Consider the following 12267-nt stretch of genomic DNA (forward strand, 5'->3'; position numbering starts at 1 on the left):
CACCACTGTCCGAGAACGAGCGCGCGATGGGGCGTGCTGTGCCTGTTTCGCCGCTATCGCCTTCCGCTTTCTGCCCGCTTCGTGCCCGCTTCTGCTCGTTGCGGTCACTTCACACATCTCCGCTCCCAGGCAGCGTTCTGCAACCGCTCATCCAGCGCCACTGCCTTCCGTCCACACTCACCCGGATGGGTGACACGGCTCAACAGCCGTGCCATCGGCGGCAGGTGTGGTGGTATCGCGGTGGATTCGTCGCGCCTCGCGACACGTGCCCCATGCGCACGTTGTAGGTCGTCACTCACCCTGGGTCGAAACACCACATCGAGGGGTCCGTGGACACGCGACGTGGACCGCACCCCCTCTCGGGGGCGGTAGGCGAGACATAGCTCACCCTGGCGGTCGGACATTGCGCCAGCATGAGGAGGTGTCGGGCGCGGTCCGCTCTGACCGCACGATCTTCACAGTCGAAGGGGAGGCCCCTCCTCCGCCGCTCTTGTAGATTCGCCAGCAGCCTGTTGAATGTTCACCGGCGAAACGGGGGAAGAACTTTGTCTTTCGAACAGGAATGGGCGGGCCTGGTCAGCGACGCGCGCTCCCAGCAGAGCACTTCCATGCAACTCAACGGGGCCGGCGGCGACGGCGGCGCCAAGGGTGATGGAAAGGGCGGTGGAAAGCAGCTCCAAGTGACGCCGCACGTCCTGCGCTCCCACGCGGGGCAAGCCGACAAGGTGAGCGACGAGTTCGCGAAGACGGACAACGAGACGATGCAGGAGACCGAGCAGGTGCCCGGCTCCATGGCGGGCTTCGCGAGCGACGAGGCGTTCAAGGAGTTCCAGAAGAACTGGCGTGCCCAGATGAAGTACCTGGACGGCCTCTACTCCGGGGTCGCCAAGGCACTCCGCACCGCCGCCACCACCTTCAAGGCAACGGACGTCCGGAGCAAGGCGGACATGGACAAGGTGGACCTGCCGCCGCTGTACGGGCCGTACCTGCCCAAGGACGGCACCTCGCAGGGGACCGACAAGCCCCTGTACGGCCTCCATGTGCCGACGCTCCCGTCCAGCACCGAGCCCAAGTCCTGGGGAACGCGCCGATGACCACTCCTGAACTCACCTACACCGCAGTCCGCGAGGTCAACCTCGAACCGCTCCGGGAGGCGGTGGCCAAATGGAAGGCCCTCCCGGGCAAGATTGACACCGTCACCACTACGTTCACCCGCACCGTCTCGTCCCCGCTGGAGCAGTCCGGCTGGTTCGGTGAGGCGGCGGAGGCGGCGTTCAAGGGGTTCCGCGGTGTCCGGCACCAGATGTCGGAGGCCTCCGGCCAGGCCAGGAAGATCGGCACCGTCATGTCGGAGGCGCTGAAGGCGTTCGAGTCCGCGAAGACGGTCCTCACCGAGGTCGAGACGGCGGTGAGCACCCCGCCGAAGGACGGCGACGGCAAGGTCTATCTGAAGGTCAACAAGAAGGACGGTGTCGTCTATCTCGACCCGCCGGACGACGTGGAGAACACCGCGGGCCTCCAGAAGGCGTACCACGAGTCGATCGTCTACTACAACAAAAAGATTCGTGAGGCCATCCTCAGCGCGAGCGAGGCGGACCACGACCTGAAGACGGCCCTCCAGATCGACCCGCCGGGCAAGGGCTTCAACGACGACATCGCGGGACACCTCAAGGACGTCGACGCCGAAACCAAGAAGGACGTCGACACCCTGATGAGGCTGGCAGGCAAGGAGGACTTCAAGAAGGACCCCAAGCTCCTGTCCCAGTTCAACGGCCTCCTCGCCAAGAACGCCCAGAATTCCGACTTCGCCGAGCAGTTCGCCACCCGCAAGGGCGCGAAGTGGATCATGGAATTCTGGTACAAGGCGGCCAAGCCGGACTACGAGGGCAACCCGTTCAGCAAGGCCAAGGAGCGCCCGGACGGAGTGACGAAGCAACTCGCGGCGCTCCAGGACAACCTGGGCATCACCCTGGGCCTCGCCAGCCACTCCGACTCGCCGGAGATGACGAAGTGGAAGAAGGACGTCATCGACCTCGGCTACCAGCGCATGCCCGGTGAGCACCGGACCTACTACGCCGAACCGCCGTACGGCTTCCAGGTGATGAGCAATCTCATGCGCACCGGGAAGTGGGACGGCCAGTTCCTCAACGAGTACGGCGACAAGCTCGTCGCGGTGGACAAGCAGGCGTTCGACGCGCCCGGCGGACGACGTGAGGAGGAGCAGACGCACCGGAAGTGGCTCGCCTACGGCCAGGAGCCGCCGGACTTCCTCAACTTCGGCGGGAAGAGCGACAAGGGCGAGGATCCCTTCACCGGATACTTCGAGGCGCTGGGCCACAACGGCGACGCGTCCACGCAGTTCTTCAAGGACAAGGAGCACTTCGACTACCTGCTCCGTGAGCGCACATGGCTGCCCGACAGCGGCGGCGCCGACCTCGGTGACAAGGTGCCCTACGGTCCCCGGGTGGCCCTCGGCCACGCGCTGGGCTCCGCCACCACCGGTCACGACTGGGACGCGCCGGGGAATGTCCCGGCGGAACACACCAAGGACCAGGCGGAACTCATGTCCAAGCTCGTCAAGGGCATGGGGAACGTCGACAAGGACGGAAACGCGGACATCTCGATGGCCCTGGGCATGCAGCAGGGCCTGGGGAACGCCGCGGCCGAGTACGTACCGGACTTCTTCCGGGCCATGAAGGACGGTGGGGACGACGACAAGTTGTTCCCCATGTCCGGGGCACAGGCCGGGATGGAACACCGCGACGTGACGAAGTTCCTGGTCCAGCTCGGGCAGGACCCCGAGGCGAACGCGGCGATCACCGCGGGACAGAAGCTGTACACCGCCCAAGTGCTCGACCATCACCTGGGCGGGGACGTCCCCGCGGACCAGAAGTACAACGCGCCCCCGCGGGACATCGTGCACGAGGTCCTCAAGACATCGGGCGAGACCGCGGGCACGCTGGCCTCCGGTGCGCAGGAGGGCCTCATCGGCCCGGCGGTCCGGGAGGAGAAGGAGTACGACAACGCCACGCTCAGCAAGCGCCTGTGGGGGAACACCGCCTTCGGCACCGTGGTGACGGGCGCCAGCGTCGTGGAGCCCTTCGCCTCGCATCCCCTCGGAGCCGCGGTGGCCGCAAGTCTGATCATCGGGAGCGAGGGGGCCGCCCTCAGCGACGCGGACGCCCAGGACTGGAGCATCAACAGGTCCGCCCCGGCGGCGGACAAGGCCGGCGCGATCTACGACGAGATGGCCGGGCGCGATGTGCGGCAGAACGAGGCGATGCTCAAGGCCATCGGGAAGGAACACGGCATCAAGGTGTCGGAGAGCTGGGCAGAGCTGTACTCCGACGAAGGTTTCAGCCAGGGATACTCCAGGGTCGGGTCCACGGCGCCGTTCCTCACCTCCATTGCGCAAGTAAGGCAAATGGCCGTCGACCACTAGGGCGGGGCGATCTGACCGATGCCGAGTGGGAACGACTGCGGCTGTTCCTGCCAGTCGTCAGTCAAACCAGGTCACCACCTTTCCGTTGCTCCATGAGGTCGAGTGGTGGTAGTTGGGACAGCTCGGCATCGGCGGTGCGCATGGCGGCGGCGTTGTCGGGCTGGTCGGCGAGAACGCCCATGACCAGGATGGGCGTTGCGCCCTGCACCGCGTCGAGCAGGGATGCCCGGCCGCCGTGCGTCACGAACAGGTCGGCGTGGTGCAGGAGCGCGGGTTGCGGGACGTGCTCGACGACCTTGATGCGGGGGTCGGTGCTCGGCAGGTGCTCCGCGAGGTTGCCCGCGGACACGATCGCGTCGCAGTCGATTGCGGAGAGCGCGGCCATGATCTCCCGGTATGCGCTCCCCACGACGGTACGCAGATCGGTCATTGCCGTGGTCAAGGTGCCCAGGCTCACGTAGATGAGCGGACGGTAGGAGGGGGAGCGGTCCAGCCACCCGGGCAGGGCGGTTCGGAATTCCGCGACGGTGCGTCGGACCGCGCGCGCCGAGGGTGGAGGAGCCGGGTAGAACCACTCGCCCCCTGCTCGCAGCGGACAACGGCCTCGGACCGGTGCTCCTGATCGGGCCGTGCCCGTGTCCACGCGGTGAGCAGGTCACGGGCCTTCGCCTCGGCTTGTTCCGGCCAGAGGTGGCCGAAGACGTACCGGTTGAAGCGCGCGTTCCCCAAGCCCGTCCAGATCTCGCTCACCGTCTGCTGAACGAGCGGATCGCAGGTCCAGTTCGTTCCGGCGCCGTGGAACTCCACCCCGCGCCACCGGGCTTCGCGGCGGAACATGACGGGGGCGTGGAGCGCGACGTGGTGGCCCTGCTCAAGGGCCGGGCTCTTCTCTGCCACGTTCAGCGTGTTGGAGCTGGAGGGGCTTCGCATCCGCACTGGCAGGTGCTCGGGCAGCGGCGCGGTGCCCGAGCACCCTGGGACGTGCGGGTCAGCCGCCCTGACCGATGCCCCCGATCGGGCCGACCTTCACCGGGGAGCCGGCACCGTCCGTGACGGGCAGCGTGCCGGCGCCCGGCCAGTCGAGGGTGACCGACTTCGTCTCGTCCGGCGGGGTCACCACCAGCCCCGTGACGCGGACGCCGGAGCCGCCCGACTTGTTGATCGGGTAGTTGACGCCGAAGTACGTCGACTCCCCGTCCTTGAGGATGTGCGGGTCGGCCGGCTCACCACTGCGCTTGGCGGACAGAGCCCCCTCGCTGGTCTTGAGGTCGATGCCCGCGTACCCGGAGATGGCGCAGTCCCGGCCGCCACCGTTCTTCAGCGTCACCGCGACGGTGCCATCGCCGTCGCCATCGATGGTGCGGTCCGCCGCCGTGATCTCCAGCTCGTCGGTGCGGCACTTGCCGACCTTGCCGTTCTCGTTGGAGCCGGTCCCGGCGGCCGTGCCCTGCTCGCCGGAGTCCTTCCCGCCGCCCTGATCCGAACCGCCCGAGCCCGAACCGCCGCCCGAGGAAGACACACTGGACGCGGACGACGGGGCGCTCTGTCCCGTGTCGGCATCGTCGTTCTGGCAGGCCGTGAGCGAGAGACCCGCGGCAACGGCCAGGGCGGCTAAGGAGAGCTTGTGAACACGCATCGTTTTTCCTCAGTTCCGGTTGGGGGTGCCGACTGCTTGGTACGAGTCGGTACGAGCGAGCGTTTCTGATCAGCAAGATCTGCCCGGCTGGCGAACCGTTCCGCCCAACCGCCCGCTAATACACTCCTGTTACACGCCCGTCGGGCACACGGCGCACCGCGTCAGCTGGCCGACCAGCAGCTCTCCCGCAACGCCGAAGGTGATCACGACACCGCTACTCCCCATCACCCTGCTCGCCGTCCTCGCCGTGGCCCTGGTCGCGCAGTTCCCCGGCCGTCACACGAAGCCCCTGGACGGATCGTCCGTCCAGGGGCTTCGCATACCCGGCCGGCTACCGGGTGCCGCTTGGCCTGCCGTGGCCCTTTTCCGCCAGGAACTCGGCCTGAGCCATGGGCGTGGCGTTCTCGAAGAGGCGGTTGAGGAGTTCTCCCTCCCATTCCACCGACTCGACTTCGCCGACCCCGTACTCCGTCAGGATCCTGCCTATGGCTTGCAGGGCAAGCAGCGAGTATCCGCCCAGTTCGAAGAAGTCACTGCGGTGGACGTCGATCGACGTGGCATCCACGTCCAGGACCTGTGCCCAGGTCCTGCGGACCACCTCCGCCGCCGCTTCCGCATCGGCCCGCCTTTGCGTGGGTGTTCCGCCCGTCCCGGCCTGAGAGGTGGCGACATCAGGGTCGGTGAGTTTGTCCGTCATAGTTCCTCCAAGGTGGTCGTACGCGATTGATCGCCGGTATCGGGAATCCCGTCTCCGTGCAGCCCGGCGTCGGGATTTACGGCCAGAAGAGCGAGCAGTGAGTGGAATGACGCGGTGAGGCGCCAAGCGGTCGCCTCGTCGTAGCGGGCCAGGTCGTATTCGAGGACGCCCGTGAAGCCTCCGTTCCCGTCCTCCTCCAGCATCACGGTGGCGTCGAACTTCGCCGCGCCGGTCTCGACCCGCAGGGGTTCCGCATGCAGACCGGGGAGGACAGGGGCGCGGACCGTTGTGCCGCCGTAGGAGAACATCAGTTGGAAGAGTGGATTGCGCTGCCGGTCGCGGGAGGGCCGCAGTTCCCGTACCACCCGGTCGAAGGGGACGTCCTGGTGTTCCAGCGCTCCCTGCACGGTTTCCCGTGTCTGACACAGCAGTTGGCGAAACGTCATACGTTCCGTGAGATGCGCGCGCAGGGCCACCGTGTTGGTGAGAAGGCCGATCATCCCGGCGGTCCCCGGCCGGTCCCGGCCCGAGACGAGCGTGCCCACGACGAGGTCATGGGCACCACTCTCGCGGTGGACGAACGCCATGAAGCCGGCGAGCAGCACCGTGTACGAGGTGGCGTGCTCCGCGGTGGCCAGCTCGCGCAGGCGGGCCGCCACGCCGGAGTCGACGGCGAACGGGCATGCCACTCCCGTGGCGGACAGACTTGGTGCGGCACGTGTGGGCGGAAGGGTCGTTTCCTCCGGAGCGCCGCTCAACGCCTCTCGCCAATAGGAGAGTTGCCCGTCCGCAACCGAGCTCCCGGCCGCGTTCCGGGCTGCGTGGGACGCGTAGGAGACCGGCAGTTGCGGCAGCCGCGCGGGTTCGCCGGTCAGTGCCTCCCGGTACAGCTCCGACAGATTCCGGAACAGCACATCGATCGACCAGCCGTCGAAGACGATGTGGTGGAACACCAGCACCAGTACGTGGTCGGTGGCGGAAGTCCGCAACAGGTCCGCCCGCGAGAGGGGACCACGGACCAGGTCGAAGGGTGCGGTGGCCAACTCGTTGATGATCCGGTCAAGGTCCGGCGACGGGTCGTGCGACAGGTCCGTGATGGCCAGCGCGAAGTCGTCGGCGCCGGGCGGTGCGATGCGCTGTACCGGGTGTCCGCCCTCGTTGCCGATGGTGACTCGCAGCGCCGCGTGCCGCCGCGCCACCTGCCTGAGCGCGTGCCGCAGGGCCTCGGGCACGAGGTCGCCCTGAAGGCGCAGGACCACCGGCTCGTTGTAGGCGGCGTTCACTGGCGTCATCCGGTGCTGGAGCCACATGCGCAGTTGCGAGGAGGTCAGGGGAGCCCGCTCGGGCTCCGTCCCCGCGGTCCCCCTCGCACCGTCCCGGGCACCTGCCGCGCTGTCCGCCACCTTCTCGGCACCGTGCGCGCGACGCCGTTCGGCCACGGCCTCCGCCAGCGCCCGTACGGTCGGCGCGGCGAACACCGCGCGCTGGCGTATGTCGACGGCGAGAGCCTCCCGCAGACCGGCCGCGATGCGGGTTGCGGTGAGGGAGTCGCCGCCGAGTTCGAAGAAGTCGTCGTCGAGACCGACCCGGTGGACATCGAGGGCCATCGCGCAGACCCCGGCGACGGCCGCCTCCAGCGCGGTGCGCGGCGCGGCTCCGCAGGTGGGGTCCGATTCGTCCGCGAGGGGCAGGTCCGGCAGGGCTCCGCGGTCCACCTTGCCGTTGGCGTTCAGGGGGAGTGCCGCCACCGGGACGATGCGCGCCGGCACCAGCGCCCGGGGCAGGGTGTCCGTGAGGTGGACACGCAGGCCCGCGGGGTCGTGGTGTCCGTCCTCCCAGACCACGCGCGCGCACAGCTGATCGGTCCCGGCTGGTGTCATTCGCGCGAACACCGCGCTCGCCGCGACACCCGGGTAGCGCCCCAAGGCCGACTCGACCTCTCCGGGCTCGATGCGTACGCCGTGCACCTTGATCTGGTGGTCGGCCCGGCCGAGGAACTCCAGCGCGCCATCGTCCCGACGGCGTGCGAGGTCGCCCGTGCGGTACATCCGTGCGCCTGGACGGCGGGCGTACGGGTCGGGCAGGAAGCGTTCGGCGGTCATTCCCGGCTGCCCCAGGTACCCACGCGCCAGGCAGTCCCCGGCGAGGTAGAGCTCCCCGGGTCGGCCGTCCGGCACCGGCCGCAGACGCTCGTCGAGCAGACGCACCTGTGTGCCGGCCAGCGGCCGCCCGATCGGCAGCCGGGGCCAGGTCCTCAGCTCCGTGCCGTCCACGGCCGTTTCGTACAGGAGTTGGGAGACCGTGCCCTCGGTCGCGCCGTATTCCTGCACCAGACGCACCCCGGTGGGCAGCCAGTCCGCGGCGCGCCGCACATCGACCCGCTCACTGCCGACGACCAGGAGCCTCAGCGAGGCGGGCGGCCGCGGGGTGCCGTCGTGGTCGAGCTCGCGCAGCCACTCGTACCAGTACGCCGGGGTCAGTTGCATGACACTGACGCCGTACCGATCGACCACGGCGGTCAGACGTGCGCAGTCTCCGAGCGTCTCGTCCGGATCGACCACCAGGCAGGCTCCGGCCGCCCAGGTGGCGAGCATCTCCTCCGCGGCCACCGAGAAGCCGATGGAGGCGAACTGAAGGACCCGGTCGCCGGGCCCGAGCCCGAGACCCCGCCCGATCTCGAGGGCCAGATTGGCGAGGGGGCCGTGTGCGAGCGCGACACCCTTGGGTGTCCCGGTGGATCCGGAGGTGTACGCGATCCACGCCAGGTTCTGTGGATGGAGCTCGCCGGCGGTGGCCGGGGGCCGGGCCGGGGCCGCGTCCTGCTCTGCCGACTCGTCCAGGCACAGGACGGTGCCCGGGTGGGCTGTGGCGTCGAAGGCGGGCCGCCGCTGGGCCAGGACGACGGGTGGGGCGCTGTCCGTCAGCGCGAGTGCCAGCCGTTCGGGCGGGTAGGCGGGGTCCAGCGGGACGCATACGCCCCCGGACTTCAGCACGGCGAGTACCGCCACGGCCAGTTCGACGGAGCGGGTCAGATGGAGCCCCACCGGTACGTCCGGCCCCACACCCAGACGACGCAAGCGAGACGCCAACCGGAAGGCCCAGCGGTCCAGTTCCGCGTAGCTCAGCCGCCTGTCGCCACAGAGCAGGGCGTCGGCGTCCGGTGTTTCACGGGCCCACCGCTCGATCAGCCGATGCACGCCGGGGACCGGCCGGGCTCGTTCCCCGGCCGCCGAGGCGGAGACCACGGGCGTGGTCACGGGATCAGCACCACCTTGCCGGCCGCGCCGGAGTCGAAAAGCCGGAACCCCTCCGCGGCCTGGGACAGCGGCATCCGGTGCGAGATGATGAAGGTGGGGTCGATACGGCTGCCGCGCACCAGGTTCATCAAGGTCTCCCGGTCACTGATCGGGTCGCCGACAGCGAAGCGCAGGGTGATCTCCTTGGCGAAGGCGAGCCGTGTCGGCATGGGCAGGGCCTCGGAGGCGTGGGCGCCCACGGCGCACACCACACCGCGTGGACCTACGACGTGCAGCGCGGTCAGCAGCGAGGCGTCGGTGCCGACGGCCTCCAGGACGGCGTCCGCGCCGTGTCCCTCGGTCAGGTCGATGACCTGTTGCGCGACGTGCGGGCCGTCGGGCACCGGATGCGCGCCGCGTTCGGCGGCCAGTTTCCGTCGGCTCTCCAGCGGGTCGACGGCGAGGACCCGGGCGGCGCCCAGCGTCCAGGCGGCCTCCAAGGCGAGCAGGCCCACGGGACCGCAGCCCACCACCGCAACGGTGTCCCCGGGGCGTACCTCGGCGCCGACGGCACACGCGTATCCCGTGGCGAGGACATCGCCGACGAACAGCGCCTGTTCGTCGCCGACGTCGTCGGGGATCGGCAGCAGCACCACATCAGCGAACGGCACCCGTACGTACTCGGCGTGACCTCCGGGATACGCCCGCGTGCCCACCACGGTGTCGTAGCCGAACAGGCCGACACGTTCGCACTGGTAGTGTCGGCTCCGGCGGCAGTTCCGGCAGTGCCCGCACGCGATGATGTCCGAGGCGACGACCCGGTCGCCGGGCTTGAGGCCGTGCACTCCTGGCCCCACGGCCTCGACCACGCCGGTGAACTCGTGGCCGGTGACGGTGCCCGGTGTGAACTGCGCGATCTCACCTCGGTACGGGTGGAGGTCGGTGCCGCAGATCGCGCTGCGGACGACGCGGACGAGCGCATCCCCCGGCTCCTCGATCCGGGGCACCGCGACGTCATCCGCGACCGCCACCCGGCGTGTGCCATGCCATTGCAGCGCTCTCATAGGTCCTCCTTTCCGGACGCCGACCGGGCGGGGGTGGCCGGCGGGCCGTCGTTCCCGGCGCTCCGCCCCAGTTCGCCGCAGGCGGAGTGGAGCACCTGGCACAGGTCGTCGAGCAGACGTGCGGCGGCCGTGTCGCCGTAACTGTCGGGGTGGTGGATGAGCAGGGCGCTCAGCGCGCCCGCGTCCTCGTAGAAGCCGAGGTCCAGGGGGTAGGGCGAGAAAGGGTCGTGGTTGATGAGTGCCACGTCGAGTCCCGTGAGGGCGGGAGGTACCTCCGGCGTGGTCTGGAAGGAGACGCACACGCTGATCGCCGGGCGGAAACCGGGCCGCCACAGGCCGAGGTCGGCGCTGAGCCGCTCGAACGGCACGTCCCGATGGGCATACACCCCGATCAGGTTCCCGCGGACCTGGCGCAGCAGGTTGCGGAAGTTCCCGGCCACGGGCACCCGCGTCCGCACGGGCAGCAGGTTCACGAAGAAGCCGACGGCCTTCTCGAACTCGACTCGGGTGCGGAAACCGCCCCGCGTGGCGACGAGGATGTCATCGGTGTCCGTGTAGCGGCGCAGCACCCGTGTGAATGCGGCGAGCAACAGCATGAACAGGGTGGCGTGTTCGCGCCGGGCGACCTCCCGCAGCCGGTCGTAGAGGGGTTGCGGAAAGGTGAACCAGCGTGTCCGCGGGGGCTGTTCACCCGGTGGCGGCGTGGAGCGTGCCAGGGAGAGCGGCGGCAGGGGAGTGAGGTCGGCCAGGGTCTTCTTCCAGTAGTCCAGTTGCTTCGGGTACGCGGGGCTCGTGAGCCAGTCGCGCTGCCAGCGCACGAAGGCGCTGTACTGGGTGCGGACGGGAGGCAGGGGGCTGGCGCGCCCGCGCACTCGTGCGGCGTAGAGCTGCTCCAGTTCGCGCAGCAGCACCGCCCACCACGACCAGGCGTCGGACACGAGGTGGTGCAGGGTGATCCGCACGATGTGCTCACGCGGTGCGAGTCGGATCAGCGCGGCGCGCACCACGGGTCCGTCGGCCAGGTCGAACGGGCGCTTCAGGTCGTCCACCAGGAACCGGGCCGCAGCGTGCTCCCGCTCCGTGGCGGGGAGCGGCGACAGATCGGTCAGGGGCAGTGGCACCTCCGAGTCCGGCACCACACGCTGGACGGGTGCGCCGTCGACGAGGGGGAAGCGGGTGCGCAGTGCCTCATGACGGCGGACGAGATCCTCGATGCTCTCCCGCAGGGCCGTGACGTCCAGCTCACCGATGAGGCGGAACGTCATGGGATCCGCGTACCGTGTCGTACCGGCGCGCCGCTCCATGAACCACATGCCCCGCTGGGCGTACGAAAGAGGCAGGTCCTTCTTCTCCACAGGCAACCGCCTTTCGGTCTCGCTTACTTGCCGCCCCAGGTGAAGAGCCAACGCCGGGGCACCTCGGAAAGCCCCAACCGCTCGAAGGCGGTCCGCAGGCCCTGGACCAGTGCCTGAGAGCCGAGGGCCAGGTCCTCGATGCCGGTCGCGCCCTCCACGAACACCGAGTACGTGCACAGGGCCTCCCAGTCCCGAAGCGTCCAGGCGTACACGACCTCCTCGGACTTGACCCGGTGGAACCCTGCCTGGCTGAACAGGGCCTCGTGCTGCCGCGGTGTGAGCGTCTCCAGCGCCACCGGCTTGCCGCGCGCGAGCACGAGATCGCTGTCCCTGCTCCGCAGGACGTCGCGGGTGGCACGCAGCCAGTGGGCGTAGAAGGGCCGGGTCTCCGGCAGGACGGCTCCCTCGTAGAAGAGGGTGTTGAGGGCACAGCAACCGCCTGGTGCGAGCAGCCGGTGGCATCCTTCGATCACCGGGCCGCGCTCCGCCGCCGGGATCTGGTGCATGACGTTGCTGAGGACGGCGACGTCCACAGGGCCGGTCAGGGACTCGACGTCCTGGGCGCGTCCCTGAACAAAACGTACCTTGGGATCGCGCAACCGCTGGCGTGCGATGGCCAGTTCGTGCTCGGAGGGGTCGATACCGATGACGGTGCCGACGTGGGCGGAGCGTTCGAGGAGCAGTTCGGTGGCGCGGCCGGAGCCGCAGCCGACGTCGGCGACGACGCCGCCGGCGGGGGCTTGGCAGATGTCGACCAGACGCTGGGTCACGTCACCGTAGAGGGGCCGACGTGACATGGCGTCGAACTCGTATCCGTGGACGAAGGTCATCGGTGCC

9 protein-coding genes are annotated in these 12267 nt (G+C 69.2%); 2 read left to right on the forward strand and 7 right to left on the reverse strand.

Annotation, left to right across the window (positions count from 1 at the left end; all coding sequences use genetic code 11):
* The first annotated feature begins 545 nt into the window (after positions 1 to 545).
* The gene (locus tag JK363_RS21395) at positions 546 to 1094 is read left to right on the forward strand and encodes a WXG100 family type VII secretion target (RefSeq protein ID WP_201876594.1); all 549 of its coding nucleotides are present in this window, start codon (positions 546 to 548) and stop codon (positions 1092 to 1094) included.
* Positions 1091 to 3442: a PPE domain-containing protein gene (locus JK363_RS21400; protein ID WP_201876595.1), complete on the forward strand. Its 2352-nt coding sequence runs from the start codon at positions 1091 to 1093 to the stop codon at positions 3440 to 3442. The genes JK363_RS21395 and JK363_RS21400 overlap by 4 nt, the downstream gene beginning before the upstream one ends.
* 61 nt (positions 3443 to 3503) lie before the next feature.
* Here JK363_RS21400 and JK363_RS42595 read toward each other — a convergent pair whose 3' ends face one another.
* The 7 genes from JK363_RS42595 to JK363_RS21435 all read right to left on the reverse strand — a co-directional run bounded on the left by JK363_RS42595 (position 3504) and on the right by JK363_RS21435 (position 12260).
* On the reverse strand, positions 3504 to 4085 hold the full coding sequence (locus JK363_RS42595) for a glycosyltransferase (protein WP_372444821.1): 582 nt from the start codon (positions 4083 to 4085) through the stop codon (positions 3504 to 3506).
* A gap of 345 nt (positions 4086 to 4430) precedes the next feature.
* Complete coding sequence (locus tag JK363_RS21410) at positions 4431 to 5078, reverse strand: DUF4232 domain-containing protein (RefSeq protein ID WP_201876596.1); 648 nt, start codon at positions 5076 to 5078, stop codon at positions 4431 to 4433.
* A 331-nt stretch (positions 5079 to 5409) separates the two neighbouring features.
* Positions 5410 to 5775 carry an acyl carrier protein gene (locus JK363_RS21415; protein WP_201876597.1) on the reverse strand — a complete coding sequence of 122 codons (366 nt, stop codon included), beginning with the start codon at positions 5773 to 5775 and terminating at the stop codon, positions 5410 to 5412.
* Positions 5772 to 9032, reverse strand: a complete 3261-nt coding sequence (locus tag JK363_RS21420; protein ID WP_201876598.1) for a non-ribosomal peptide synthetase — start codon at positions 9030 to 9032, stop codon at positions 5772 to 5774. The genes JK363_RS21415 and JK363_RS21420 overlap by 4 nt, the downstream gene beginning before the upstream one ends.
* The gene (locus JK363_RS21425) at positions 9029 to 10075 is read right to left on the reverse strand and encodes an alcohol dehydrogenase family protein (protein ID WP_201876599.1); all 1047 of its coding nucleotides are present in this window, start codon (positions 10073 to 10075) and stop codon (positions 9029 to 9031) included. The genes JK363_RS21420 and JK363_RS21425 overlap by 4 nt, the downstream gene beginning before the upstream one ends.
* Complete coding sequence (locus tag JK363_RS21430) at positions 10072 to 11430, reverse strand: condensation domain-containing protein (protein ID WP_201876600.1); 1359 nt, start codon at positions 11428 to 11430, stop codon at positions 10072 to 10074. Before JK363_RS21430 ends, JK363_RS21425 begins: the two co-directional genes overlap by 4 nt.
* A gap of 23 nt (positions 11431 to 11453) precedes the next feature.
* Complete coding sequence (locus JK363_RS21435; protein WP_201876601.1) at positions 11454 to 12260, reverse strand: class I SAM-dependent methyltransferase; 807 nt, start codon at positions 12258 to 12260, stop codon at positions 11454 to 11456.
* Positions 12261 to 12267 lie beyond the last annotated feature (7 nt).

The organism is Streptomyces coffeae (assembly GCF_016741875.1).
GTDB lineage: Bacteria > Actinomycetota > Actinomycetes > Streptomycetales > Streptomycetaceae > Streptomyces > Streptomyces coffeae.

Bases quoted from the DNA above. Each gene is read 5' to 3' on its own strand.
- JK363_RS21425 (WP_201876599.1), bottom strand. From the start codon at position 10,075: ATGAGAGCGCTGCAATGGCATGGCACACGCCGGGTGGCGGTCGCGGAT.
- JK363_RS21400 (WP_201876595.1), top strand. From the start codon at position 1,091: ATGACCACTCCTGAACTCACCTACACCGCAGTCCGCGAGGTCAACCTC.
- JK363_RS21435 (WP_201876601.1), bottom strand. From the start codon at position 12,260: ATGACCTTCGTCCACGGATACGAGTTCGACGCCATGTCACGTCGGCCC.
- JK363_RS21410 (WP_201876596.1), bottom strand. From the start codon at position 5,078: ATGCGTGTTCACAAGCTCTCCTTAGCCGCCCTGGCCGTTGCCGCGGGT.
- JK363_RS21415 (WP_201876597.1), bottom strand. From the start codon at position 5,775: ATGACGGACAAACTCACCGACCCTGATGTCGCCACCTCTCAGGCCGGG.